Below are 26,116 nucleotides of genomic sequence, written 5' to 3'. Positions count from 1 at the left end.
TTTTTGTGCCACTGCTCAACAAATACCGGGTAAATGACTTCAGATAGCAGCCAAGTCCCACGCAGATACTTGCTTCAAACAGGTGCAGCAGCTCTAGCAACAGGCCTTGCAGGATGTGCTGGAGGAAATGGCTCTGACGGTTCAGATGAGCCTGATGAGGAAAACAACTCTGATGTGGATACTACTCCAGAAGAGACTGCCGAGCCCGAACCTGACTACAGTCTACCCGAATCCGAACATGCCAATCCTGTCGATATGGCCACAGAATGGATGATATTCCCTGATGACCAGGGAGAATATCTGCAGGCTGTAGCCTATAGTCCATCAAAGGTTTCTGAAATTCACGATACTACTTTGGCGGATGATATAGGTGCTGATGAAAGATATGAAGTCTTCGATTTTTATCATACAGATATTCCTGAGACTTATATTCAGCATGCTGCTGATCCTTGGCTTTCAAGATTCAAAGTAGATCAGTTACCGAATAATGTTTCTGAGGAGGATATTGTACAGCAGTTAGAGGATTCAGGGTATACAATGCAGCATGAGAGAGGGGATTTTGAGGTATACGCTGGAGAAGATGGTTTTCATGCTGTTGGAGATGATAGGCACGTTGTAGTTCTAGGAGGAGATACGACTTCGACATCTCGGGAGAGAGATCTCATGTTCAGAGTACTTGAGGAAACCAATGATAATAGGTATGAACTTCCTGAGGTAACGCAAAGAGGTCTTGAAGAGTTAGATGTTCAGGACAGTTTGAGTATTATGAAAAGACCGGGGTATGCTTTGATGCCGTCAACAGGTACGAGCTCCTATCAACCAGAAATTGGGATGTCTTCAGTGGACTTTGAGGAAGGACTAAAGAATGGCGCATGGTCTTTCAATGAGGCACAGGCTGCTGATAATGCTCTTACATTTCTAGAAAATAATGACGTGAGACATGGGTACTCAAATCTGGAACTAAATAATAAGGTAGTAACTGCTCAAGGAGGAGACTATGATATTAGTGAATTGGGGACTACTTCGTGGCTAAGAGTTTCTGAATCTAGGATTTAATTAACACTTGCACAACTTGGAACTGTCTGTGGCCAATCACAAGACTCTGACTGTGCTTCGTCTTTTACGCTGGGAGCATCCTGTGGAGAATTAGAACATGTATTCTCGTACTCTGTCTTCAATAGGCTGCATTCTGCGTCGCCTTGAGTGTTGTTCAACCAGTTCTGGAAGTCTCCGTCTTGAGTGACATCCTCTCCACCGTGAACGGTGGAGCTTCCTTGCCGTTTTAGTGCTAAAACATAAAAACAAGTTCTGATAAATATACAATATAAAGTAAGGCTTGATAACCGATCGAATACGTCACTAAGAACGGCACAGACTACAGAATCACGGAGCATGTCAAGCTGCGCTGGACGATGCGTATCCAACCTTCTAAAGATCTGAACCAGGAACACATCGATAACAGTGTCCGTGTGAACCTCTCCGGCGGATACAACCGAGGCCTCTGGAACCAAGACATAGGAGCAGTTTTCCTCGTCTCCGAAGACAATACAGTCACCACAGTCATTCCAGATGAAGATATCCCGGAGAACCATGACAGGCTCGACGAGGAAGCAGATCACTGCGACAACTGTGACGCCCTGATCATGGAAGACTGCGAACTAGATAACTGCCGTTGGTGCGGAACCAAGGACTACGAGGAGCCAGTAACTTCACTGCCTGGTTGAAGACGGATCTCTCCCTTGTTGTAGTCTACATCCACTTGGAAGCCTTCGAAATGGAACCGGACGAGGCCTTCTCTACGTCCTGTTGCATCTCGATCCTCGAATATGGCTTCCAAGGATTCTGGGTCAACACTTTGATCCAGCTTTTCCAGCTCCAGTGGATCTACTTCTTTGACTGTGGCCACGGTTTCGATGACGGCCATGCTCACCTTCTCCTCTCCTTCTTGGTGAATGCTGGTGCGGTACTCCTCCTTCCTTGGATTGAACTCTACAGTTCTATCGAAATCATAGCTACCGGGCATCTAGATAGTTGAAATTGTGACTGGAAAACTAACTATTCTGCGTCTTCCGATCCGCGTGACCTGGTTTGGTGCATCGAACAGGGTCTCCGTCAAGAAAGGGGTAGGGTAAGTAAGGCAGAAATCCGGTCAGACCGTTTGCCTTATTTTCTCTTTCACTTCCTCCATATCGATACCTGCTGAATCCGAGAAAGAACTGGAGCTGGAAAAGGAAAAAGCAGAGTTGATCTTCTTCGCCACACCACCCATATCTTCTCTGTCGTAGAACTGTACTGCCGAAGTCACGTAATCCTCGAAGTCTTGGAAGTGCCGGTTAACTTTACTCGAATGCTTGAACATCGACCTCAAGGTTTCTGGGTCGGTAGGTGGGTAGGCACAGTTCTGCAGCTGGATCTGATTGGCAACATTGTGGATATACCCCGGTTCGATTCGTTCCTGGAACTCACTGGAGTCATTGAGATCCAAGTCTTGGGCCTTGGTCCAGATGATGTGTTTGAGAAGATCTCGGTCGTTCCTGGCCTGAGGCCTTTTTTCGAGGATGCCACGGACCAGTTTGTGAGTATTCCTGTAGCTGTGCTCGATACCCATGATCTTGATATCGTATTTCCCGCAGTCGCCAGCGTCGACGTATCTGAGGCCTTTCGCCTTTGGACTTGCCGGGTTCGGCCTGGAAACCGGAGTCAACGGGTCAAAACGGAGATAGTCCTCTTCAACCTCGATGATAGTAGATTCTGCTATGACTCGTTGACCAGTAGAATACAAGATCTTCTTACCAGGCTTCGTCCTCTCAGGTTTTCCGTCGAGACCTCTGAAGTAGCAGAACCGGCCGTCAAAATTCGGTGCCAACTTGCCCTTGATATCCTCGCGGCTTTCTTGGACCAGGACATCTTTCACTTCGATATCACCTCTTTAGTTGGCTGCCTCTGCACAGCTCGAACTCTCCCGGTTCTTCAGATGCTTCAGCGCACCATGCACCGCAGACCGAATGACAAACCTTGTCGCCGTAGAAGGCCTTTCTATGTGGCGGCACCAGGTTTCCGCAGTGAACGCACTCGCCCAGTACGAGTTGGCAGGCCTGCTCCACTTTCCGAAGAAGCTCTGTCTCTACCTCTGAGATAGAAGATCGCTGTTTTAGGAAGTATTTTGCGTCACTGACTGAGGTGTTACAGTGGATCGCCAAGGCTCCGGCCACTACGAGAAGAGCATCCTCCACGTCCTCAGCTACGACCAAGGCCTTTGTATCTGTTCCAAGTATGTCGAGTGCTTCCCTTACTCCAGTCCTCACGGATTCCAGTCTCTCTTGGTCCAGAGGTCTGTACGTGTAACGGGTTTCATGCAGTCGTTGTCCACTATACTCTTGCGACAGATCGAGGATACCCGAGACCTGAAACGTTCCTTGCGGCTTCTTCGCACTCTGTGATTCTCCTATGTAGAAGTCGTCGAGAACCTGTTCCAAAGTCAGAACGCACCTTTACCTTCTTCTGTACAGATTTTAGCGTTTCCCAGTCGATCTGGATGTTCTACGTGGAATGAAATTATGTGTTCACCTTCAGTATTGGTTGAGTGAGGCCTCTTTTTGTTCCTTTTCCTCGCTGCCATCTTGCCCAGCTGTCTTATCTGGTTCTGAATCGTCTCCGTACTCGTCGAGGTCGTAATCATCTTCATCCTTGCCTGGTGGGAAAACATAGTCCTCGCCGTCCTCACTGACCCAGAGACCATCCTCTTTCTCCGTGTACTCAGTGCCGTCTATCGATATCGAATCCTGTCCGCCGTCTTCCTCACCGGAGTCCTCCTCGTCGTCATGACTGGTGGATTCTTCTTCGTCGACGTCGTCTTCACCGCCGAAGATCACGTCACCAGTATCTAACTCCTGGTCCTCTTCCTCATCTTCCTCCTCTTCTACTTCATCGGAGCCTTCTAACTCCTCTTCAGGGACTATCACAGAATCATCAGACTCGTTCTCCTCATCATCCGAACCTAGCTCTTCAACCTCCTGTTCAGCGTTTTCTTCTAAGGGCTTCACAGAGTGCGCTTGAGGCATTTTATTTCCATCCATGTCATCGAATTTGTCTTCCGGGATATCGTCCACATCGCCATGCACAGCCTTTTTACAGTATTTTTGCTCCCTCTTCTCTTCGTACTCCACAAGATCTGGGCCTTTGTCTGAGCGAGGAAGTAGTTCGCTGTAACGAGGCTTCAGGTAGTTACCGCCGTTGTAGATCGCCGGGCCGTACTCTTTCTCTATACGAACATAGATATCCATTTCTTTCGCAGTAGGCCAGTATCCTTTCTCTCGGTAGAACTCGAGCATCTTCTTGTAGGCGAAGTCATAACGCTCCGAGATCTTCTCGTCCCTTTTCAGCTGGTTGTAGGCCTCGAGGCTTGTATCTCTGATTTCGATTACTGTTCCCCTCCGTTGGCGATGTAGTCTACAATCTTAGATAGGCTGTATGACGGAACCTTTCCTCGACCGGGAAGAGTGAACTCTTCGACGAAATCAATAGCCTTCGACGCTTCCTGAAGTGAAGCAAGCCTTTCCAATATCTCCTCTTCTTCGTCGGTCTTCCGCCCCTGGATGACTTCCTGCAGTTCCTCACACGGATCCGGGATCTCGTAGTGACATCTTTTTCGTGACACTATGTAGTCCGCCCGGTGGTGCAGGCGTTCTAACTCGTTCTCCGGATTCTTTCCCTCATACCAAGCCCCGTTGTGGCTGTCTATCAATCCAAGTACTTTGTCCGGCAGGTCAGTCTTCCGACCAAGATATCGGGCAGCAATCCTATCATGGTTCTCCCGAGTATGTTGTTCGTCACGCGGTTCGTGACCTTGCTTGAAGATGTCGTGGAGAAGGATTCCAGCACGGCCATAGTCCAATTCCTTCTCGTTGATCAGTCCCATCTCTACATCAGTACGGGCCAAATCCTCGAAAGCATGGAACGCTCGAACGCTGTGGAGCCAAAGTCCGTGTCTGCCTCGGGTATCCGGCGGATGATGTTTGCCGGAGGAAGAGGCCGGACACTGCCAGAAATACGACGGGCAATGTTCCAAAAATATATTGATGACCTGTTCTCTCAGTTTTTCGTCCTCGATTTTCTGTAGTTCTGGGAGCCGGCGAAGCAACTCCTCACGGTCCAAGTCGGGTAAGTCGTCAGTCAATTACGGTTTCACCTTCTGGAACGTCGTCGTAGAGTCCGTAGAGGTGCATCCAGTAGAACCAGCCAATGAACGAAGCTGTAACGCAGATTATACCTAAGAGATATCCCAATTTCCCCAGGGAAAACCCATGGACAAGCCGGGTCAGGCCTGCTGCCTCAATCCCGACCATCGCATATCCGACAAGAGCTGCGTTCGTGTTCGGCGGCATAGATTCTACGTCGTACACCTCATAGGGTATGCGGTGGGAGGGAATCCAACCCTCGTCGATCCTAGTGTTTCTCCAGAGTGTGGAACCGTTTCCGTCGCCGGACAGGGTTTTCCGCTCCTGTTTCTCACACCAGACGCTCTGAGCAGACTGAGCTACCTACCGCTGAAACAATATGGCACAGCCGGACTATAGGCCAGGTGACGGCTATGTCAGGCCTTGGACCATCGTTTCCTGAGGGTCTAAGACCAGTTATCCGGCTGATGAAACGCCGCCTCCGAGATTTGAACTCGGGACATGGAGGTGTCCGCCGTGTTCACCACAGAACTCGCGTCCTGTGCAACTACTTACGGCTTCGTCCGAATAGGCCTCCCGCTCTAACCAGGCTGAGCTAAGGTGGCTTGAATAGTAGGCCCCGCAGTCCTTCAGGGAGGTGTACTACGTGGTGTCTGCCCACACTTGATCCCGATTAGAGATCAACGTGTCATCACACGCCGGTTCTCGGCAGTACTAGGGCTTAACATGCCCGTGTGAGCTATTTTCCTGTGAACAACTGGGGGGCAAAGGAGGGACAGGCAGGATGTGATCCTGCTTACAGCCACGGATTTTCGCTACTTTAGGGCTCTGCCTCCCAAGCCTGTGTCTCAAGTCCTTGGAAAGGCCTCTGGGATCAAACAGAGGGATTAGGTGATTAGGAATGGAGTGGCCAGCTGCGGCACCTTCCAGGTTACCCTTGAAACTGCAGCTGTACAACTCCGGACCTGAGAGAGGCCAGAAAAGAATACCTTGCACAGAGCCTCTACCAGGCCTCATGCTGTGTAACTGAGATCCAAAGAGGGGGAGGGAATGGTTTTCCTCCACAGCTATAGACTGGGTAGAAAGACTCGACAAGGCCTTCCAGGACTATGCCTCCAGCGTCATCAGCAATCTGTTTGACAGAGTGCCTCGGGAGGTCTTGTGATCCTGTTACCAGTAAATTGGAATTATTTGTTTATATATGTTTCCACAACTGCGATCCTCAACAACCATCAAAAGAAAAAGAGAGAGGATAACCGATCGGGAGCAAGAAAACCTCAGTTCAGCCGTCATAAGGAGCACTAGGGCGGTTAGCAAGCGCCGTTAGAAGTTCATCCGTGGGTCTGTAGACCTTGAAATGATCTGTGCCGTATGGGTTGTGAACCATTTTCCACTTCTCAGGCTGCTTGTCATAGACGTTGAATCCAAGAAACCGAGCGAACCTCGCACCTGCAGTACCTCCAGCAGAAATTTTCCCCGCCTCACCTACAACCTTATTCTCATAATCGAGGAGATCCATGTTCTTTTTCTCTACTAAGTCAGGCCTGTATTCTCCGTAGAGATAGCTATGTATTTGAAGCATAAGCTGGGCATGGTTCCTACCACCTTTTAATTCCATCTGGAGATTGTCTGCCTTTCTATACCTCTGATACAGCTCAGCGTTATTTTCCAGAGACGTATAGAGATCTTCTTCAGAGTCATAGACATCGCTTTTTCCATGTTCTACTTTCGTTCTGTTTGGAAGGGCTTTCTCGCTCTTTTTTACCCAAGTCTCCTTGATTTCTATCTCTTCGATATCAAGCACCTCGTGATAGTCCAAACCCATAGCATGGATTATCCCCATCAAACCACCTCTTGGTAAGATCCTAAAGTAGAGAAGTTTGCTGAGTATTTTTCTCCGGTCACGCCCGGCAGGTAGTACCCAAGCTCTGAGTTAGATATCTCTAAATTCACTGTCTCAGGTTTCAGAACCTCTAATTCCCCCAGCTTTTCCTTATCTATCTTATCTTCAGTCAACTCATTATCGCCAGGGAAGAAGTCCTTAGGGACGTTGATGATTTTCCAGTCTAATAGATTCGAGAAGTGGTCTCTATCTTGGAGAAATGCAAAGACGATCTGCTTTCCTCTTTCTTCAAGGGAGTTTGCTGATACACCGCCTGCTTCAACGATTGCAGAACGGCTTCTGATAATAGCGTCAGGCCTCTTCCTCCCTCCCCCGATATTTTTCTCTATAGCTACCTTGCTTTCGTCATCGAGTTTCTCAAGACTGGACAGAACGCCTGTTACGACAAGCCAGCCGTGATAACGCCCTCCTTCCTGCTTCTCTAAGATGTGCTCAGTGATGTTGACTTCTCGGAAGGGGTAGTCCTGAGGAGACTCCACGCGCTCAAATATCGAAGACAACCAGCGAACCGTCTTTTCATCTATTTCCACTACATCCTTTTCCCAATCGATGCTCAGTTCTACATCAGCTTTCACTCTCTATCACCTCCATGAGGTCAATATCGTTCTGGTCACAGTACTGCTCGATGGACTGTGGAGGCCTTACGAACGTAGCTTCTTGGTAGTATTTTGTCGTGGATGGGTCTGAGTGACCTGCCCGATCCTGAACCACTTCCCAGTCCTTTTCTTCTCCTTTGATCAGGTCAGTGATCCGGGTATGCCTGAAAGAGTGAATTGTTCTGGGCTGCTGTAAACCGGTTTCCTTCATGGCGAGGCCGTACAGGGTTCCGTCCTTCTCTTTCCCCAATTGGTAGTTCTCACTACTGTTCTTCACTTCAGGGAAGCACACGTCCTCCCACTCGATGCTGTTCTGGTCCTCCCACGTACCGACGTATCCCTTACTGTCCTCAGTCTTCCCGAACACATCCTTCAATAGGCGAGGAGTCACAGGGTTCTCGAACTCGATTTGCCTCTTGGCCTTACTTTTCGTCTTCTCGGCAGGGATCTCCAGTTTTCCGTGTTCCCCGTAGTCGAAGTTGATCTGGCTGTATTCTAGTCGTTTCAGTTCTCCGTACCTGCAGCCGAGGAAGTAGAGTAGAGACCAGAACTTCGCTCTTTTCGGCTTGGCAGCTTGCAGGAGCTGTACGAGTTCTTTCTTGGGTATGAAGTGGTAGTTGATGTTGGGGCCTTTGTCGTCGCCTTTCTGTGACTGGTCGATCTCGATGTTGACCTTGATGTTGTTTTTCTTGGTTCTGAGAAGGCTTGAGCAGACATCGTATATATCCTCAGGTTCGACGTCATCTGTTTCTACAAGACTGTCTACTTCCTGTGCTTCTTTAGCTGACATCAGCTTGTGCTTCACTGTTTCTTCATCGAAGTGCTCCAGTAGGTACGGGATGGAGTAGTCTCCATTGCTGATTCTCTCCTTTTCGTTCTCGAAGAGGTACTCCAGGAATTGGCGGGCAGAACTTTGCTGGTGGGTATTATCGATGTTTTCGTTGATCCTGGACTGTATTAGGATCTGGGAGTCCTCTATCAGGTTGGAGTGCGGGAGGTCTTTGACTTGGTTCCAGTAGGTTTTTGCTGTGTCTATGGAGTTCCCGGTTTTTCTTGTGGTTATCCAGTTTATGAAGTTGTCTTTGAGGTCTTCAACGTCTTTGTTTTTCTTTCGTCCCATTGGGTCACGTAGTGTAGGGGTGATGTGGTCCTTTTATCTATTTTGTTTAACTCTATGTTATCTGTAAAACACTCCATTTTCTAACCTGCTTTTCTGTTTTTCTCTGTAGCTGTGTTTTGAGAGTTGAGAATCTTGGAATTATTTTTCCTACTTTCTATAGTGTTCTATTGAAACTAAAGACTTCTATGGAAAACATATATAAGAACAATTATACCTTCTAATACCATGTCAAACAACTCATTTCAGAGCCCTTCTGACCTCGGAGGCCATAGACAGGAACTCGCAGAGAAGGTAGTCAAGGCCTTGAAAGAGGAAGGATCTCTGACCACGGACTCTCTAAGAGATTATATCATAGAAGAACTCGGAAACCCCTACGCCTCACAGGGATCTCTGCATCGAACCCTTGGGGATGTACGTGAGACCTTGGTGGAAAAAGACTGGGTGGAGACAGAAACAGTACCCAGCCAAAGCTCACGTCCAGCATGGGAATGGAAACTTGGAGAAAACCCTCCACCGGTAGACCTCGAAAATACCGAGTGAAGAACCTCCTCCAACAAATTGCAGGGAACACGCAGAAAGGTGTAGATATTTTTGGCAGACGACGAAGACGATCATTCACGAGTTAAGCAGGCCGTCAACAACGAGGACACGGCTGAACAACCTTCTATCAAAATCAATGTACCACAAGCTCTTGAGGCCGATATCCAGGTCGAGGAGGAAGAGGACCTGGAGACAGTTATTGCGAACCTCGAGCTCTTGGCCCGCCGGCAGGATTTCGACACAGACGTACTTTCCCGATCGGTAGAGGACCAGGGGACGCAGGAGGTCTTACCTGAAGCAGACAAGGATTTACTCGGCTGGCTTAAACAATTGGATGAGAACCTCGGTACTGTAGAGGATCATCTGGAGGCCTTGGATAAGAGAGTTGACCGGGTCGAGGATGAACTCGGAGGAGGTGAGGATAGCCAGCTTGGAGAAGTCATGGATAGGATCTGGGAACTGGAAGAATCATTAGAGGAACTGCCGAAGGATGTTTCCCGGCACCTCGGAGAGATACGTGACCAAGTGCGGGAACTGGAAGAGTACGTTGACGACGTCGAAGATGAGGTCGAGAATTTGAACCAGCAGTTCACCGAATCACACGGTGAGACAAGAGAAGAAGAGGCCTCAGAAAAACAAGCAGAGCAAGAAGACGACGTCGACGAGAGTGAAGACGAAGAGGACACTACTGAAAGCGATACCATAGACCAGGAGGAAGACGAAGCAGCTGAAGGCCTGTTCCGTTCTGTCTCCGCTTTCAGAAACTTGAGCACGGAACAGAGGGCCGACGAAATAAAGCAGGTCATCAGAGAAAACCAGCCGATCGGTACCTCCGGGATCTGTGGGAAATTGTTCGGATACAAAGCGAAGTCAGGCACGGACGCCTACACAGCTGTCCAGAACGTGATGCAGGATTTCAGGGATGAACTAGAGAAAGAGAAAGACGGCCGCAGCAGAAAATACCGTTTCCCAGAATCAGAAGACCAGGACTCCTCGGAAAGCAGTGAAGCTGAATCAGAGACAGCCACGGAGGTCGAGGAAGATGAGACTCCTCAAACAAAAGTTTCAGAAAAGCCAGAAGCTCCACAGCCGGAACCCACCGAAGCAGGAGAGGTTCCCGAGTCAGAAGGCGATAGTACAGACAACGATAGACCGGATCTGAGTGACAACGACGGACGGTACAGCCTCGAAGAACTGAGAAAGGACGAGGATCTCAGCGTCGAGGCAGAGGTCCTCAAGGTGTTCCAGGAGTACCGGAAGGAGCATGGACCGATATCCGTCCCTGAAGCCACCAAGATACTATTCGGATCCAGAGCCTCGGCTGAGGATGAAGAGTACCAGGCAGTGTGGAACCAGCTCTCAAATCACAAGGCGAAGGACGGGAACCGATTAGAGAGAATCGAGAAAGAAGAGGAAGAAGACCGTTTCAAGGTATTCGGCCCGTTCAAGTTCTGCAACCTGTATTACGACAGGAAGCACAAAATAATCTGTACAGAGTGTCCAGCAGGTGGAGAATCTGTATACGAGAGTCAGGAAGCAGTCACGCATAAAATAGAGACGAGAAAGGACGACAGCCAAGAACAGCACAACGCCTTCGTCTCAGGTACAATTCCAAGCCACTGGTACAGGAACGGGAAAACCATCAAGAAGGTCATAGACAGGGAGTGTGGTAACGAGTGAAGCAACAGATCTACTCCTTACTCAAAGGCACTGCTCAGGCCTTCATAATCTCCAACCTTTTCATCTCTCTTCTCGCCTACACAGTCTATCCGGACTTTTTCTATCCTGGTCTTTTGCTCAGGGCTCAGTTCCTTGTGTTGACGGTTCCTCTTTCTGTAGCACTTCACCTCCAGGTCAAATACTTCAGGCGGTATCTGGAGGGTTCTCAAATCGAGATACGTGAAGAGTTCGAAGAGGTGAAGCCAGATCTTGGACGTTGAAACAGGCGACGACAGAGTAGAAGGATGGCCCGAAAAAATCCAAGATATCTGTTTGGGCCTTGACTTGAGTGAAGACATCCTGGAACAGGCGATAGAACTCCTGGAAGAGTACGGAGACCATTTCAAGCCGAATGACCAGCATCTTCCGCCGGCAGCCGTCCACGTAGCTTCAAGAATCGAGGGTCAGCCTCGGACTCAGAAGATGATCTTGGATTATCTGAGAAAGGAGGATCACTATTTCGATTCCAGCCCTGACAACATGAAGCGCAGGATACGGGAGAACGTGAAGAAACTGCGGAAGATGCCGGATGTCGACGTACCGGTAATCCGTAGCAAGGACTATCTACAGTACATCTCTTCGCAGCTGCATTTTGACCCAGGTGAACGAGTCTTGAAGGCGGCAGAGGCCTACTGCATAGTCGTTGAAAGCAGGCCCGGAATGTCTCGAAGCAAAGCAGCGGTCGCCGGAGCCTGTCTCAAAGCCGCAGTCGAAGACACTGGTAGAAAACAGACAGTCACCCATGATGAACTGGCACAGGTGACAGGGATGAATGAGAAAACATTCAAAGACAACCTCTCCGACATCCGAGAAAACATCATCAAACCGGTACAGGAGTAACCTCCCTCTCCTCCTTTCTTCTTTAGCCCAAGATATCCCTAACAGTGTACACTTTGTCAGCCACGTATAACACGGCGAACAAGGCCATCACCGCGTCCAAGATGATCACTAGGTAAGAGACGTAGATCAACGGCTCTGGAGCCTGCAGGATCGTAGTATACCAGTTGCCAAGGCCTCCAAAGTTCGAGATATTGATCCCTCTATGCACGCCGTAGAACAATCCAAATGTGACCGGAATGTACTGGGCTAACGGCAGCTCGGCACCGAGATCTGTTCCGAACAGGTATACTCCCATCACGAACATTACAGAGGCAGCGAAAACCCAGAACGATGGAGTTGTCTCACCGTGCAGAGACGCGAATAACACGGCAAATGGCGTAGTGCCCGCCACGATAGAGAGAAAGATGTTCTCCGTCTTCTGGTAGATAATCATGACGAGTGCAGCAGCGGACCCAAGCAACGCCAAGTTCTCACCGCCAGGTGCCCAGACACCGTTCACAATCCCCTTCACGCTGGGTTGCTGGCTGGACAACGCTGAAAACGCATAGCCCTGAGTCGGCGGAGCAAAAGCGTTCAAACGGATCCCAGCAACCAAGGTCTGGATATTGAAGGCGAGCATACCCACCCACATTGAAAACGATGCCTCGGCGATCGTAGAACTGCTTGTAAAGAATGATCCTGCGCCGAACTCGACGAACAGGACGCCGGCGACACCCATCAAGGCGAAGATGACCCCGAGAACCACGAGATCGATGTTGCCGCTTTGAGTACCGTATACGGCGAACATGATACTGGAGAAAATCAGGACTCCCAGGATTCCGAAAATATTGACGAAATCCAGTTCGCTGTTATTTCCCGGTACGAGTATGCTTGTAACTGCTCCCACTTGTTTAGATCACCCTTCCACGGTAGCTTCTGATACCTGCTGCGAATACGAAAGCTCCAAAGATCAAGGCCGAGGCCTCACCTGTAGGCCTTGGAATAGTGTACAGTTGGCCGCTGCACTGCCCTTCTTCCAAATACCTCTGCACCTGCTGCAGGCGGGAAGTATTTTCTCCTCCCTGTGGCAGGCAGATCTCCTGTTGAGTTACTAACTCAGTATCAGGCAGTTCCGGAAGCAGTTGCCGAACTCCTTTCACCCAACGCGGCGTGGTATCTACAGCGTTTACTGTCAAGTTAAGAGGCTGGGCCTCACCGATCCCTGCACCTGTATCGAACCGGCAAGTGAAGGTGTCACCAAGGCCTTGGTTTTGAAGCTCCGTCCTATTAGGAAGATTAACTTTAGCCATTAATATAACATCGGCACCGCCAGCTCCAAGATCTTGCCTGGTCCCAGGTATGTTGAGAGATGTGTTTTTGCTGAACTCATCTCCTACAAAATTACTCTGCAAGGAAAAGTAGCTGCAGGCCTGCGTATCCCGTGTCTCTATGGAAATTGTGTTCTCATCCTTCTCGTAGTTCCAGACCGTGAAGTAGATTCTTGAGCTTGATCCGGGGGCAACGGTGTAGTACTCCTGACTCGTGAACTGGACAGAATAATTCGTCTCATTTTCACCTGATGGACGACTACCGCCTAGGTAGCCCTCAGTACTGTCCTCTACGCCGTAACTGGTTTCAAAGTACCATGTTCCCTGATGAAGGCTGCTGTTGCCAAAATCGGTTTCCACGGTCCAGTTTCCTTGGGCAGGATCATATCTGACGTTGTCCTGTGTCCCGTTGATGTTCCAGGTAACGTTCTCTCGATTGTTGTAGTCCGTAAACTTGGAGGTATCCACCTGTCCCTTGATCGGAAGAGAACGTACGTTGTCGTTTTCGACCTCGACATAATGCCTGTACTTGTACTCTGTAGTATTGTCCTCATCCAGTCTTACACTGCACACCGACCCACTTTTATTCCAAGCACTTGGACAATCAGCACCAGTCCTGTGAACCGTCTCTTGTCGATACTGGACACTGCTGTTCTCATAGGTATCTCCCTGTTCTCCTGAAGCAGCTAAATCGATACTAGAGGTCTCTGAAGACTGGAGTTCCGAGTGTTCTGGGAGGAACATAGAATTGTTCACAGAGACATTAATGCTTCTATTCAACAGGTTCTCGGCCTTCACCGTCATCGAGTAATCAAGCGCTTCTCCTACACTGGGTGCTCCGGTAGAATCCGTTAACTCAATCCCTGTCCTTTCCCCTGTGACGAGGTTGCCGCTACAGGTAACAACGTCTTCCACCTGGTACGAATTTCCTGCAGTGTACGTTTTGTCTGGATTGATCTCCGAACAAGAATCCTCTAGTCCGGATCCTTCTGAACCCTCACCTCTGATTAGGTTTACTTCGTCATTTGTCAGACCTAGGTTTTGAGGGATCGAACCAAATGTGAGGATATTTGAGAGAACATATGAGTATCCCTTCCAGTCTAAATCGGTGAGAGTCTCACTGCCGTTGTAGGAGAAGTTCACTTCTTTGAGAGTGATCGAGACTGTGTCCCCTGCCACCGAATCTTGAGTAGCATACCACTCTCCAATACTTCTGTTAAACCTGTCTCTGTACGTTCTAACGTGAATTTCCGAGCTTTCTTCACCGCTTGAAAGATTGAATGTGTTATCCTCGCAGTCATAACAGTACTCCGCATTTTCAGGCGGGACAGGCTTCAAACTCTGCTCTAAAGAACCTGAAGGGACTACAAAATCCCTTTCCCCCGTGTTTTCAAACCTCAAGGCATATCTGTTCGCTAACCCGAATACCGAGTAGCTCTGGAACTCAAGCGTATTTGTAGTTTCTATCTCATCTATACCCCAGTCCCATTCAAGATCTACTGTACCCTTCTCGCCCTGCTGAGTAGACACATTATCCTCACCAAGGTAGGATGTGAAGTTACCAGACGGAGGTGTGGCTTTAACTGAATAATTGATACGGCTACCCCGAATATCGACTCTTGCTGTCGAACGAAGAACCTGAGTGCTTGTATTAGACCTGCTGTGGACAATGTGTTTAAGACCGGAATTAGACGGATCAAGTTCAGTACCAACACTGATGTTCCAGTCTTTATCTGTTTTCAGGCCTTTCTGATCCACTATATTTGGTTGCCATTCAAACGGCGTCGTAACATTCTCCACTACAAGAGTACTATTAGTGAACTCAGAAACATCACCAAAGTCCACCGCTGCATGGGATGCAATGTCTTTCTCGCCCCAGTCATCAAATTCTAAAACTAGTTTCTTCGAGTCATTTATCGTCCATTCTAAACGTGCATCTGTGATCGTATGGTTCCCCGGATATCCGGCTGTTTCATAGGTTGTTCCGAGATTTCCGCCCTCCACATCAAGTGTTCCAGAGGCCTCATATTGGCCATAACTTGTTGAGATACGTCCTCCTCCTCCCGTACCTTTACAACAGCCATATTCTGTATTTTTTTGGCCCCAGGTGGTTTTTCCGCCATAGTCGCCGGAAGCATTAATAACAGAGCCAGAGCGGAGGTTAACGTCGTATCCATGAATTTTAATACTTCCTCCGGAACCTCCACCTCCGCCTCCAGCATATACAGTCACCCCATATGAGGATTCGTTGTGTATCCTTCCTCTACGGCCTTTTTCGCCGTTAGCAGCTATTTGACCTGATACACTGAGATTGTAGCCATTTAGATAGACTGCTCCTCCTCCATCTCCTCCTGATCCTGAAACCGCAGTCCCGTAGAACTCTCCTGACTCTATGGCAACTCCTCCAGATCCTCCTCCAGATCCTAAGTATAGGTCATCAAGAGTTTTTGTACCGTAGGTTGAACCGGCTGGCCCTCCAGAACCGTCTCCATCAGCAGGGTCTCCTCCTTTAACCCCTTCTCCTCCAAAACCTGCGCCTCCACCGTTGGCAGCGTTTGGGTCTCCGTATTCAGCTCCGCCAGCTCCACCAGAGCCCTGACCTGACCCGGAGTTTCCTGGTTGATAATCCTTATAACTGGCATATCCTGATCTTGATATTGTATTATTCTCACCGCCTTGGTATCCTGCTCCTGTTGCGTTGATTGTGCCGTGTACTTTGATGGTGTTCTGTACAGTGAGATTGAGCTTTCCCCCCGAGCTACCGTCATATTCGCAGACTTCGACCGTACCATTGATCACCGCGTTCTCGTAGAGATCTCCGTTGGAGTCTGTAACATTGCCACAAAGAGTTGTAGTCTGGCCGTCTGAGACGGTAAGATCTTCAGCAGCTGCAGAAGATATTGACAGACAAAAAAGTACAGCCATCGCTATTAGGTAGGAGATCTTTCGGTGAGAACCCATACTTAAAAACGGGATAAAATAAGTTATAAAACACTGGGATTATAGAGGACTCTGCCACAGCAAGAAATTACATCTAGAGTCATACCTTGGGAAAATCCCGATCTTAGAGTGCTCCTCGCTGTAAGACAGGTTCTCAGAACTTAATTCTACATGCTGCATTTCGTGGAGACAGGTATAGTAAATACCAGTTCGAGTCCACTTAGTAGCTAAACGGACCTGATGCGAACCATTCTCAGGATAGGTAGCGCCGTAGGCCTTGAGAGCCTCTCCACCTTCACCGGTCAACCTGTAACCTTGTTCAAGATGAAAAGTCAGGTTCTCTTTCTCAATAACAGCATCACCACTAAAATCAGGCGAGGAGATCATCCACAGGCTCATTAAGAGAAAGACCGTGGTTGCCACAGCAACTGCTCTATAAATTCTCGGATCACCTACCCTATCCAAGGCAACGATTTGACTATATTTTCCTCAAACCAGTTTTGAGCGTCGAATACGAAGACTCGGAAGCTGGACAACGGATTATCCCGCGCAACAGTAACAGCGTCAGTCACGCAACGACCGCCCTGAATACTGCCGTTAACCCCGTCAGGACAAACCTGCTGTACAGAGGCCTGACTATAGCAGACACCATCGTCTCCCAGTGTGGAACCGATCGGACACTCCGGCTTTACAGGAGGCTCATAGACACAAGTCCCAGTATCAGACTGGAACTCTCCTCTATCACACTCAGCTTCCGTCTCTGGTGTATAGACACAGCTCTCTTGATCTGGATCATACTCCCCTCTATCACACGAGGCCTGATTAGGAGGGTTGAATACGCAGACACCGAGTTCCTTGTTATACCGGCCTTTCTCACAGATATTCTTCGTATCAGGGTTTACTACACAGCTGCCCTGTTCAGCACTCCACTGACCCTCGGAGCATTTGTGGACCACGCCCGGCTTCACGACACAATTACCGGTCGTCTTATTCAGAGACCCTTCCTCACAGACCCTGTTCACCTCTACCTCATTCGCATTGACTACCCAGAACAGGGTGTAGGTCTGACCCTGCGGAACAGTGAAGTCTTCACTATCGACAAGAGATTTGTAAGGTCCTAAGATCCTGTCACTCTGCACTCCGTCATTTGTTACGATGGCTGGATGCCTACTGCAAAAGTAAGAAGGGTCAGGTGCTACATCGCTTCTGTCGTAGGTTCCAGGACTGAAGGTCTCCGTAACAATCGTATAGTTCTCCGGCAGGAAGCAGGTATCACCCCGTAAATGAAGATCCTCGTCGAGAACACACTCCCCATCTCTATAGGTAGCAGCTTCACCGCAGAACTGGTAATCCACATTGAAGGAAACCGGTTCTGTCTCGATATCCTCCAAGTTGAAATCAGGTGACTTACTTCCTTTATCACCGTAGATTCTTTTCTCTCCGTCCGGTATAGACGGATCCTCGATAACGACTTTAGTCTGTTTCTCCATCGATTCCTCAACAATGTATTTGGAACTGTTGTAGTCACTGATGGAATCTGTAACTGTGAACTCGGTAGTCCCGCTCGGCAACAACGCATCCTCCATCAAAACGATCTCCTCGCCGGCGACATCAGCATAGAGACGCCCAACATTCAACCGGTGCCAATCATTCTGGACCGAAACGTTGTACTCAACACTTCTCTGTCCAGGACCTGTATCACTGACCTGCACCTCACTCATCTCGATAGAAAACCGGTCATCAGGAACATCGATACCCAAGCTGTAGCTGATGGCCAAGTAACATTCACAACTACCAGACATCCATTGTCCGGTGCCACGAACATTTGATATCTTAATACCGTCCTCTATATAGTTCTCTCCCGCATCTAACATTATGCTCTCTCCATCAAAATTCAACTTTGCTACATTGGCTGTGTTTCCACCGTAGTTCCCCATATTCTCCATAGAAATAGAATATCCATAGATCTCAGCACTTTCATAGAAACTACTGTATCCCGTCCAGTCACTATTCGAGGTCAGATCTACAGTACTTTGACCAGAAACAGTGGAGAGAGAAAACTGAGAGAACGAAATCAGGCCTAAACCCAGTAGTGCGAACAATGCTACAGCTACATATTTTAAGTCAGGAAGACTCACTGCTACAAGGAGAAATTATTCAGAACTAGTTATAAAACATCAGGTATTAGACAAATCGGAGATAGATATGAACACAAGTGAACTCATATAGTAATTAAAAAGAAAAGGGAAAAGGGGGGAAGTGAGGCCTTTTACTTGGGCCAATAAACCTACAGCTCATCCAGAGTTACCCCTGGAAAGAGACTGCAGATCCATCTCCGACTGCGTTGTCGAAGATGTCGTAAGCGTTCAGGCTGATGATCGACTCACCAGGCCCGATCTGGCCGTCGCCGTCGACATTCTCGTCAGTGTCGAACTCTCCAGTAACTTCGACCTGGATCTCCACAGTATCACTTGCCATCTGTGGATCCATGCTTAGATCTGCGTCACTGTTCGTGAGAGCGTTTCTGACTGAGGTCTCATCTGATAGAGGTCCTGTGGAACCGTCCTTCAGACTGTCACTGTAGACTTCTTTTCCATCGACCATCACTGAGATATCGACTTCGGAAATTCCTTCACCATCGTTGAAGCCCGTGACTTCGACGTCTCCGAGGTAGGCAACTCCCTGTGTTACTTCGACAGATCTCTCCAGTGTCACTGTCTTAGAACCGTTGCTCTCAATGGTTAGATCGCTTCCAGCGCTGAAGTACTTACTGTCAGAAAGTTTGTAACCAGCAGAGTCTGTTCCATACGTTGCCCACTGATCAAAGTTGGCGTTGTCGTCCAGGTTGATCGTCTTTCCAGCTTCGGCAAATGCCGTTCCTACTTCCTCAGGCATTGATTCCTGCCAGAAACTGTAGTGGTACTCTCTTGGATCGCTGTTGTCCACTAGGACGAACTGGTACGGCTGATCATTGTGCTGTACCTCGCTTAAAGTCGCTGTGTCTCCGTTGCTGATCTCCACGACTTCATAGTCAACTCCGGCCTGAAGACCGCTTGTTGCATCACTGATCGAGAAGTCGTCGTAATCACCAACATCCGGGACATCTACACCAGGTTCGAACTTGTACACTTCTGCTGACGATACATCAAGTGGAAGGGTTACTTCACCATCTACACCCCAGTCGTTGACTGAGACTGTGTCGCCAGAGGGAGCTGGTTGAGTATCATCTCCACCGTTGTCACCACCGGTTACGTTCAGCATTCCGAAGCCGTTGGTACCGGCTCCTACAGCCACGATCACTGCTACTGCGAGACTAAGTGCTACTCCTGTTTTTGCATCCATATTTAATTTGTCACCTCCATGAGATTGGGTCAAGCAAGGGACTGAACCTGCTGAAGCATAGGACTTCGACCCAAAGAATTTAGAAATGCTATCGGAGTCGCCGCTGCCAGGCGTATATTATTCACACCTGTTCTCAACTGGCCGGCTCCAAGCCATCGAACACCAAGTGTGTTCTTTCTACCATTCCTGGGCAGATCCGAATAGCGAAGGTCAAAACCCTCTCCAAGCAAGGCCCTGTATTGGTCCCCGCCTGCCTTTAACCGGTTTTGGAAAAAAGGATACATTTCTATAAACGGTATAACAACTACTACTTTTAAAACAAGGGCAAAGAAACCGGAGTTCCTGCTACAAGGTGATATCCGGAGTACTCCCATTGATGTACAGATAACCGATCCCAATCAGGCCTAACACGGTGAGCAGGAAGCCAAGAGGATCCGTCACAAACTGGTACACGGTCACGAACACTAGTCCGCCGATTATCAGGCCTAACCCAAGTCTTACAGCCGAATCACCGACTGGGATAAACTCGGTTGTAAGCCCGTCAACGTACTTACCGATGAACACCCCTCCAAGAGCAAATCCTCCGAGAAACCCTATGAAGGACAGCAGGAGCTGTGCATACGTCAATGCACCAGCGTTCCCGCTCCAAATAGATTGTAGGCCTCCGAACGGATTATCTACCTGCCATCCAAGGCCTGGAACAGTCCAGCCACCGCCGCCGGTTCCTGGAGGAGAATCCTTATCACGACATTCCCACTGAACATCGTCGTCAATGTACCGTGCTTCCTCATCTACATCACAGACCTCGTCTTGTTCAAGCTTCAGGCCGTTAGTACAGCTGTAGATGGTATCCACCATTTCACCGTTGACTTCTTCCTCACGCTTCGTCTCATCTCCCTGTGTACACTCGTCCTCCTGAGTCGCCGTGACAGAGACACTGGCCGATACCTCTTCACCACTACCAGTATCCTCCACAACTACCCTGCATTGGTCAGAGAACTCGCTCTGAGTCAAGCTCGTCGAAGTAAACGAAACCCGGAAATCAAACGACGCAGTCTCACCCGGAGAGACCTCCTTAGTATTCTGTAAACTGTTCCCGCTGAAATAGTCACCACAGGAATCGATACGGGCCGAGAAACTGCCTTCATCCTGTCCAGCATTCTTAACCTGGACGGAGAATGTCCCCTGACCGAGTTCACCGAACTCAGCACCAGAAGTACCGACAATCTCAGGTTTCCCAACAGGCCTGTACACGGAGGCATAGGCCTGCTGACCAGCATCTATCTCTATATCAAATTCCGGGTACTGATTGGTACGGGCCATATCCACTTTGAATACACCGTCTTGGAAGCTCGAGTCCAGGACCTCTGAATCAGATAACGGTGACTCAGTGAACTCCGAAGCAGCCTGCTCAGCCTTATTATTCATTTCGTTCTCTATATTGTCTTCAGTGAAATCTTGCACATCACTTGAGGCCCATGTCTCAAGTTTCTCATAGGCCTTTAATTGAACCCAGTCTGTATATTCATCATATCTATCCTCACTTATCACTCTCCAACCATTTTCGTAGTTATTGCTATGGAGAGCTAGTTCATCATCGACCGGAGGAGGATTCTCACCGGTTTTCAGGCTTCCATCCCAGCGGATTGTTGCGTGTCTACCAAGGTTAGAAGTTCTTCCTGCACCGCCAACACCGTTCGTGATCACAGCCGTCTGCGGATTCTTGTCTCCGGACTGCAGCCTCCACTCTGTCCGGAAGATCTCATCAGGAGAACCGATATCAGCCACATTCCCATAGTAGTCGTTTCTCTGCCAGCAGTACAGATCATAACTGTAGCTGTAAGAATAGTAATTGAACCACTTGTTTGCTACAGCATCAGCACCAGTCGTACCATACCCGTCAATCGTGGTCTCTCCGGCATCATCCACATCAGCACAGTTCGTCGTAACCCAATCCCAGACTTCCTGTTTCGAACCTACAGTAGTCTTTACTGCGTCCCAACCAGTGATCGATTCAAGACCTGTATCCTGAGTCGGGTACTTTGCGTAGGTCTCCTGATTAGAGACACTGAATGAGATCGGGTCCTCTGCTACGGCACCTGTTTCAGACTCGATATCGTCCTCACCAAGGTACACGTTGATCTTATCAGTTGTAAAACTGGAAGTATAGCCGATATGCAGTTTCTGACTGCCCTCTTCAAAAGTAATAGTATCAACAGAGTCCACAGAAGCAGCACTCGAAGCAACCAAAGATAAGAAGAATACTGCTACAATCGAGGCCTTCAGCTTCTTACCCACTGCTACCACCTATCCTGTTGCACTCCTGGTACAGAGTGTCATTGATGGTTTTGAACGAGATATTCCCGGGAATGTCGATATCGTTCTGTGAAGCGTAATCTCTCAACTCATTTTCTGAGCTGAAAGTATTGTTATCAAGCGGTGGAGCTGGACGCCAGCAACCATCATCCGTATCTACGACGTTCAACTGGCCGGGATCTACGAAATTAGAAACAGCAAAAGCTCCTGCAACAAGTACTGCTACTACCCCTAAGATTTGAAGTCCTGAGTATCCTTTTCGTGTCGTCCTAATCTTGTATCACCCTCTTTTAATCTTCACCGCTTCTCTGACACCGAGTACTGCAATACCGAAAAATACTGCATCCCCGATCTGCCGAAGCAGCCGTTCTACCGGTGTGCTTGGGTCCGGAACTGCGAAAAAGTAAAACAGCGAAGCACCCAGAAACATCGCTCCTGTAACGTACAGACCTGGCAGGAAAGGTACAGTCGCCGGAATACGCTTCCAGCTTAAACCTATTGCTGCCAGATACGCTGCGATCACAACGATATTCGCATTCCAGAACGCCCACTCTACCAAGGCATCAAGCACGTTACGTATTCACCGGCCAACTATCGATACTGTAGGTTTTCGTACTGCCGCATTCAGGACACTCGTTAGGCGTTGAACGATCACTCTTCGCCTGGGTCTTCCAGATATTACCGCATTCCTCACACCCAGCTTTTACTCTGTATTTCTGTGCCATGGAAAAACGAGCCTCCTATCCACGAATTGAAAGTTACTACTTAAAAAACAAGAGGCCTCATCCAGTGTGGCTCCAAAGAGGACTTAGAAACTCCACTACAGGGCAGTCCTCCACGCTGTCGTGCTTGTTCGGGTTCACATATAGGAACTGGTGGGTATCCATCGACGAGATCTTGTCCTTCCATTTCTGCTGGTGCGACGGATTGTAAAAGTTGAAGGCATTCAATGCCTCGCTCCACTCCTCTGCGTTCAGATTTTCGGAGATGAAGATATGATCCAAATCTCCGATAAAGTCGAACCGCGACTTCTTTCCAGGCATTGGAACCTGCGAAGGCCTCTGCGTAGAAATCAAAGTCGCAATATCGTTCTGTCTTCCGGAGACATCGAGGATCCTCTGGAACTTATCCTTAACCGGTGACTCTTCATCACGAGGAACCACCTCATGGTACTCATCACAGAAAACCACGTAAGGTCCTTGAATCCGGTCCTGGCGCAAGGCCTGTATGAAGTTATCCATCATCGAGGCAACATAGAACTGGAATTTCTCCTTCTCATCAGGCGTATACCTATCGTAATTCTCCAACCCTAGGGAAAGAACAGCCCGTCTCTCCTCTAAATTGTGTCCTTCATGGCCGCCCTTCTTGTCCGGGAAAACATACTCATCACAGGTATGGCACCTCCAAGAACTAACATACCGGAACGGATCTTTCCTGAGCCTGGAGCTGAGGATGTTATCATTCTGAAGTGATTCAATGCTCCGTTTTAGAGCACCTTTCAATGCGTCACCTCCAGAATACTCAATCTCCAAGTGATCCAGTTCCGACTTGATAGTGGAGAACGTCTCGTCCTCCAAATCAAGGCCTGAAATCAAGTTATTCAATGTCTGTTTCTGAGCTTCAGATGTAGGATCGACGAGAGACTTGAAATCAGATTCCTCGATATCCTCAAACCCGAGTGTGAACTGCTCTACGTAACTGGGCTTGCCTTTTGGATATTCGTCGGCCAAAAACCACGGCTGGAAGATCTTCCGTGGAACACTGTGAGGTTCTTCTCCAGGAACAAGACCTGCTGTCTTCCTGATCAACTCCTTACTGACGCCTCCCTTATAGGAGATATCTTGGAAATCGTGCTTCACATCCGAGAAGTGCATCACGTTCCAGCCGTGGTCGTAGATCCGGGAGAGGATCGCTTTCGCACCTACCGTTTTCCCAGAACCTGAAGCACCGAAGGCAGCTATTCTCGTAGTATCGTTGAACTTGATGCGGATGAGCTCTCCCGTCTCAACGTTCCGAGCAACCGGGATCCCGTTGCTGTAGTCGACTTCAGTTTCTTCTTCAACCTCTTTCAAACGGTTACGATGGTAGTCATCCCCGATATCCCATAACGGACCGAGAACACTCACTGCTGACTCTCACCTCCAGACCCGTTTCTAGGCCTTGATGATTTATCGGAGTCACGTTGGTCCAAGATGATCTGGTTCCTTCCGCCGCTTGCAGAATCCCGTTTGGCGTTAACTCCTCGCTTTGTGAGCCATGTGTAGCCGTAGAACGGGTCAAGCCGTCCCTCGACACTCGGGATATCGCCATCGTACTTGTAAATCCGGTCGTCGGTCAGATTGTAGATGTACCGCATCTTCTCGCTGTATTTAGAGTCTCGAGGCCTTGCGATAACACCCCAGAATAGTTTCTCTTTGCCGTTGATCGTGACTTCGCGGGCTACATCGCTGTATTCACTGCTGTCCCTATTGGTCCGGTCAATCGTGATTTCCTTCCGTGCAGGATGATCTCTGACCTTCTGATTCAATTTTCGTGGTGCTTCTTCGGGTTCCACCTGCACCTCCAACTCAGAGTCTCCCGAAGCCGATCCCACATTGTCCAGCGTGAAATCCCATCCAGAACCGCCCATCTTGTAGTAAACGAATGTTCCGACGAGCAACGCCATGAGGCCTGCAAAGTGCGGAACCCAAGGAATAATCTCTAAAAACGAGTTACCGATGATTAGAAGAATCACTACTACTCCATAGTTTCTGACATCGGTCCATCTCACTGTGTTAAATCACCTGAGGTAAGAATATCAGGACGATCCAGAAGGTTGACGCACCGATCAACGTACCCACGATGAAACCCATGATGACGCCTCCAAACTTTCTACCGTTCACTACGGTCAGGGCCTGGATGACGATCATTGCTGCAAGTGCGATCAGCAAGTGATGTTCAGCGAACTCTATCATGATACCACCTCTACAAAACCCTTGAACAGGGTTTCCTGCTCAGGATTGCCGCCGAATTTGTAGACATAGAACTGGCCCTCACCATACTCCTGGACCAGCTGGTGAACCAGTTCCTCCTTATTAACCACTATTTCACCATCTTCCCTTCCGAAAGCATCGACAGGAGCTTCCTCAAAAGACCCTGAGTACCTCGTGGAAAAGCCCTTGTACCGGCCCTGAACAGGTTTCGACCCCGGAGGATATCCGTACACCTTGTAACGATGCCTACGGTAACTCCCGTCGGTATAGGCGATCTCCTCTATACTGTTGAAACTACTCTTCGAGACATCCTCGACGGTAACATCCTCATTTTTCTTATTATCCCGGAATTTTCTTATCTCTAGTGAAATCTGATTCTTCACCTCCAATAGTTTATTCGAGACTGAAGTCCTCGTAACCCTCTACCTTCTGGATTTTGGACTTCCACATCTTCAGCAGCCGCGGCTCTTGATCCATTTGATCTGCGTACCATTCCACATCCTCGTCCGGATTGTCCTGAACCAGATTGTAGAGCTCGGTCTGAATCTCGGTGAGATCAGGATGATCCTCTTCTTCGCTGCTGCTACCTGTACCATTCTTACTGGACTCGGTTTCGGAACTATCCGAAGAAGATTGAGTGCTGTCCTGATCCCCGGTGTTTTCCTCTGACTGTCCTTGATGAACTACTTCTACCGGAGTTTCACGAGCTTCTTTCAACTCCTGTGCAGTCTCCTGCATCTGCTCCATCAACTCCTTCTGCTGCTCGGAGGCCTCCATCTTATCATCAATCATTCTCTCAAGCCTCTGACTGAGCTCATCACTCATCTCATTAGCCATGCTTTTGAACTGCTCCTGCTGGGCCTCGGTCATGTTCTTCAACATATCCATGACCTCAGACTCGTTCGCCCGCTGCTGCTGAATATCAATTCCGCCACGAAGCAGCTGACGGTCATCACGGTAGATCTTCAGGACAAGAGTAAGCCGGGCCACCAACTGCTCGTACTCCTCGATGATATCTAAGGCCTCTTCCATATCATCACTATCGACAGCATCCCGCCGCATATTCCGCTCAAAATCATCTTCCTCAGTTCGGTCCTGGAGATCCTCAGAATTGCCTTTGACGTTATTCGCCTTTGCGAGGGCACTGCTTAATGCAGAATCAATCGTTCTCTCCCTACTATCCAGTTCTCTTTCCAGGTTGTACTGACCGATGGTTTTGTCCTGGTCGATCTCGCCCTCAATATCATCTTTCAGGCTTTCAACAGCACGGCTCAGCTCCTGGTTCTGCACCATCTCCTGCTCCAACTTGTCAAAAGCATCGTCGTTGATCAAGTTAGCCACTGA

26 protein-coding genes and 1 tRNA gene are annotated in these 26,116 nt (G+C 48.8%); 6 read left to right on the top strand and 21 right to left on the bottom strand.

Features of this window, described 5'->3' with window-relative positions; translation table 11 throughout:
• The first annotated feature begins 33 nt into the window (after positions 1 to 33).
• A complete protein-coding gene (locus NMP98_RS01940) occupies positions 34 to 1,056 on the top strand; it encodes a hypothetical protein (RefSeq protein WP_254859874.1) in 1,023 nt (340 codons plus the stop codon).
• Positions 1,057 to 1,469: 413 nt separating this feature from the next.
• Positions 1,470 to 1,724: a hypothetical protein gene (locus tag NMP98_RS01935; RefSeq protein ID WP_254859873.1), complete on the top strand. Its 255-nt coding sequence runs from the start codon at positions 1,470 to 1,472 to the stop codon at positions 1,722 to 1,724.
• On the opposite strand, the gene NMP98_RS01930 is transcribed toward NMP98_RS01935, so the two are convergent.
• From NMP98_RS01930 to NMP98_RS01885, 10 genes are all read right to left on the bottom strand, one after another.
• Positions 1,691 to 2,023, bottom strand: a complete 333-nt coding sequence (locus NMP98_RS01930) for a HalOD1 output domain-containing protein (protein WP_254859872.1) — start codon at positions 2,021 to 2,023, stop codon at positions 1,691 to 1,693. The genes NMP98_RS01935 and NMP98_RS01930 overlap by 34 nt on opposite strands.
• A gap of 126 nt (positions 2,024 to 2,149) precedes the next feature.
• A complete protein-coding gene (locus NMP98_RS01925; RefSeq protein WP_254859871.1) occupies positions 2,150 to 2,914 on the bottom strand; it encodes a hypothetical protein in 765 nt (254 codons plus the stop codon).
• Positions 2,915 to 2,921: 7 nt separating this feature from the next.
• Complete coding sequence (locus NMP98_RS01920) at positions 2,922 to 3,476, bottom strand: hypothetical protein (protein WP_254859870.1); 555 nt, start codon at positions 3,474 to 3,476, stop codon at positions 2,922 to 2,924.
• Positions 3,477 to 3,569: 93 nt separating this feature from the next.
• Positions 3,570 to 4,331, bottom strand: a complete 762-nt coding sequence (locus NMP98_RS01915) for a hypothetical protein (protein WP_254859869.1) — start codon at positions 4,329 to 4,331, stop codon at positions 3,570 to 3,572.
• Positions 4,332 to 4,420: 89 nt separating this feature from the next.
• Complete coding sequence (locus NMP98_RS01910; protein WP_254859868.1) at positions 4,421 to 5,155, bottom strand: HD domain-containing protein; 735 nt, start codon at positions 5,153 to 5,155, stop codon at positions 4,421 to 4,423.
• 13 nt (positions 5,156 to 5,168) lie between these two features.
• Positions 5,169 to 5,384: a hypothetical protein gene (locus NMP98_RS01905; protein WP_254859865.1), complete on the bottom strand. Its 216-nt coding sequence runs from the start codon at positions 5,382 to 5,384 to the stop codon at positions 5,169 to 5,171.
• Positions 5,385 to 5,650: 266 nt separating this feature from the next.
• Positions 5,651 to 5,782 (bottom strand) — tRNA-OTHER (locus NMP98_RS01900).
• A gap of 677 nt (positions 5,783 to 6,459) precedes the next feature.
• Positions 6,460 to 7,020, bottom strand: coding sequence for a hypothetical protein (locus NMP98_RS01895; RefSeq protein ID WP_254859863.1), 561 nt, complete (start codon positions 7,018 to 7,020; stop codon positions 6,460 to 6,462).
• Positions 7,020 to 7,655, bottom strand: coding sequence for a hypothetical protein (locus tag NMP98_RS01890; RefSeq protein WP_254859862.1), 636 nt, complete (start codon positions 7,653 to 7,655; stop codon positions 7,020 to 7,022). Before NMP98_RS01890 ends, NMP98_RS01895 begins: the two co-directional genes overlap by 1 nt.
• The gene (locus tag NMP98_RS01885) at positions 7,645 to 8,796 is read right to left on the bottom strand and encodes a site-specific integrase (RefSeq protein ID WP_254859861.1); all 1,152 of its coding nucleotides are present in this window, start codon (positions 8,794 to 8,796) and stop codon (positions 7,645 to 7,647) included. Before NMP98_RS01885 ends, NMP98_RS01890 begins: the two co-directional genes overlap by 11 nt.
• A 225-nt stretch (positions 8,797 to 9,021) precedes the next feature.
• On the opposite strand from NMP98_RS01885, the gene NMP98_RS01880 reads away from it, so the two are divergent.
• From NMP98_RS01880 to NMP98_RS01865, 4 genes are read left to right on the top strand one after another with little or no spacing between them, the layout of a single operon-like run.
• Positions 9,022 to 9,336 carry a helix-turn-helix domain-containing protein gene (locus NMP98_RS01880; RefSeq protein ID WP_254859858.1) on the top strand — a complete coding sequence of 105 codons (315 nt, stop codon included), beginning with the start codon at positions 9,022 to 9,024 and terminating at the stop codon, positions 9,334 to 9,336.
• Positions 9,337 to 9,387: 51 nt separating this feature from the next.
• Positions 9,388 to 11,016 carry a hypothetical protein gene (locus NMP98_RS01875; RefSeq protein ID WP_254859856.1) on the top strand — a complete coding sequence of 543 codons (1,629 nt, stop codon included), beginning with the start codon at positions 9,388 to 9,390 and terminating at the stop codon, positions 11,014 to 11,016.
• Entirely contained in the window at positions 11,013 to 11,276 is a 264-nt protein-coding gene (locus tag NMP98_RS01870; protein ID WP_254859855.1) for a hypothetical protein, read from the top strand. Before NMP98_RS01875 ends, NMP98_RS01870 begins: the two co-directional genes overlap by 4 nt.
• Complete coding sequence (locus NMP98_RS01865) at positions 11,266 to 11,895, top strand: transcription initiation factor IIB family protein (protein ID WP_254859853.1); 630 nt, start codon at positions 11,266 to 11,268, stop codon at positions 11,893 to 11,895. Before NMP98_RS01870 ends, NMP98_RS01865 begins: the two co-directional genes overlap by 11 nt.
• 22 nt (positions 11,896 to 11,917) lie before the next feature.
• On the opposite strand, the gene NMP98_RS01860 is transcribed toward NMP98_RS01865, so the two are convergent.
• The 11 genes from NMP98_RS01860 to NMP98_RS01810 all read right to left on the bottom strand — a co-directional run bounded on the left by NMP98_RS01860 (position 11,918) and on the right by NMP98_RS01810 (position 26,113).
• Positions 11,918 to 12,781 carry a hypothetical protein gene (locus tag NMP98_RS01860; RefSeq protein WP_254859852.1) on the bottom strand — a complete coding sequence of 288 codons (864 nt, stop codon included), beginning with the start codon at positions 12,779 to 12,781 and terminating at the stop codon, positions 11,918 to 11,920.
• A 4-nt stretch (positions 12,782 to 12,785) separates the two neighbouring features.
• Complete coding sequence (locus tag NMP98_RS01855; RefSeq protein WP_254859850.1) at positions 12,786 to 16,163, bottom strand: hypothetical protein; 3,378 nt, start codon at positions 16,161 to 16,163, stop codon at positions 12,786 to 12,788.
• 431 nt (positions 16,164 to 16,594) lie between these two features.
• On the bottom strand, positions 16,595 to 18,280 hold the full coding sequence (locus tag NMP98_RS01850) for a hypothetical protein (protein ID WP_254859849.1): 1,686 nt from the start codon (positions 18,278 to 18,280) through the stop codon (positions 16,595 to 16,597).
• A gap of 166 nt (positions 18,281 to 18,446) precedes the next feature.
• Positions 18,447 to 19,484, bottom strand: a complete 1,038-nt coding sequence (locus tag NMP98_RS01845) for a hypothetical protein (protein WP_254859847.1) — start codon at positions 19,482 to 19,484, stop codon at positions 18,447 to 18,449.
• 345 nt (positions 19,485 to 19,829) lie between these two features.
• Positions 19,830 to 21,782, bottom strand: a complete 1,953-nt coding sequence (fsx1, locus tag NMP98_RS01840) for a fusexin 1 (RefSeq protein WP_254859846.1) — start codon at positions 21,780 to 21,782, stop codon at positions 19,830 to 19,832.
• Between the two features lie 298 nt (positions 21,783 to 22,080).
• Positions 22,081 to 22,371, bottom strand: a complete 291-nt coding sequence (locus NMP98_RS01835) for a hypothetical protein (RefSeq protein ID WP_254859845.1) — start codon at positions 22,369 to 22,371, stop codon at positions 22,081 to 22,083.
• A gap of 211 nt (positions 22,372 to 22,582) precedes the next feature.
• Positions 22,583 to 23,926 (bottom strand): helicase HerA domain-containing protein, encoded by a 1,344-nt coding sequence (locus NMP98_RS01830; protein WP_254859844.1) that lies wholly within the window; start codon positions 23,924 to 23,926, stop codon positions 22,583 to 22,585.
• Complete coding sequence (locus NMP98_RS01825; RefSeq protein WP_254859843.1) at positions 23,923 to 24,534, bottom strand: hypothetical protein; 612 nt, start codon at positions 24,532 to 24,534, stop codon at positions 23,923 to 23,925. The genes NMP98_RS01830 and NMP98_RS01825 overlap by 4 nt, the downstream gene beginning before the upstream one ends.
• A gap of 40 nt (positions 24,535 to 24,574) precedes the next feature.
• Positions 24,575 to 24,754 (bottom strand): hypothetical protein, encoded by a 180-nt coding sequence (locus NMP98_RS01820; RefSeq protein WP_254859842.1) that lies wholly within the window; start codon positions 24,752 to 24,754, stop codon positions 24,575 to 24,577.
• A complete protein-coding gene (locus NMP98_RS01815) occupies positions 24,751 to 25,161 on the bottom strand; it encodes a hypothetical protein (protein ID WP_254859841.1) in 411 nt (136 codons plus the stop codon). Before NMP98_RS01815 ends, NMP98_RS01820 begins: the two co-directional genes overlap by 4 nt.
• A 4-nt stretch (positions 25,162 to 25,165) precedes the next feature.
• Complete coding sequence (locus NMP98_RS01810; protein WP_254859840.1) at positions 25,166 to 26,113, bottom strand: hypothetical protein; 948 nt, start codon at positions 26,111 to 26,113, stop codon at positions 25,166 to 25,168.
• Between the last annotated feature and the right edge of the window lie 3 nt (positions 26,114 to 26,116).

The organism is Natronomonas gomsonensis, assembly GCF_024300825.1.
Classification (GTDB): domain Archaea; phylum Halobacteriota; class Halobacteria; order Halobacteriales; family Haloarculaceae; genus Natronomonas; species Natronomonas gomsonensis.
Note: the sequence above shows the minus strand (reverse complement) of the source record. Positions and strands in the feature narration are given on the sequence as shown.

What these genes read in the sequence shown, in the direction of transcription:
- NMP98_RS01880 (WP_254859858.1), top strand. Translation starts at nt 9,022, where the DNA reads ATGTCAAACAACTCATTTCAGAGCCCTTCTGACCTCGGAGGCCATAGA.
- NMP98_RS01940 (WP_254859874.1), top strand. Translation starts at nt 34, where the DNA reads ATGACTTCAGATAGCAGCCAAGTCCCACGCAGATACTTGCTTCAAACA.
- NMP98_RS01895 (WP_254859863.1), bottom strand. Translation starts at nt 7,020, where the DNA reads ATGGGGATAATCCATGCTATGGGTTTGGACTATCACGAGGTGCTTGAT.
- NMP98_RS01930 (WP_254859872.1), bottom strand. Translation starts at nt 2,023, where the DNA reads ATGCCCGGTAGCTATGATTTCGATAGAACTGTAGAGTTCAATCCAAGG.
- NMP98_RS01885 (WP_254859861.1), bottom strand. Translation starts at nt 8,796, where the DNA reads ATGGGACGAAAGAAAAACAAAGACGTTGAAGACCTCAAAGACAACTTC.
- NMP98_RS01915 (WP_254859869.1), bottom strand. Translation starts at nt 4,331, where the DNA reads ATGCTCGAGTTCTACCGAGAGAAAGGATACTGGCCTACTGCGAAAGAA.
- NMP98_RS01905 (WP_254859865.1), bottom strand. Translation starts at nt 5,384, where the DNA reads ATGCCGCCGAACACGAACGCAGCTCTTGTCGGATATGCGATGGTCGGG.
- NMP98_RS01845 (WP_254859847.1), bottom strand. Translation starts at nt 19,484, where the DNA reads ATGGATGCAAAAACAGGAGTAGCACTTAGTCTCGCAGTAGCAGTGATC.
- NMP98_RS01820 (WP_254859842.1), bottom strand. Translation starts at nt 24,754, where the DNA reads ATGATAGAGTTCGCTGAACATCACTTGCTGATCGCACTTGCAGCAATG.
- NMP98_RS01855 (WP_254859850.1), bottom strand. Translation starts at nt 16,163, where the DNA reads ATGGGTTCTCACCGAAAGATCTCCTACCTAATAGCGATGGCTGTACTT.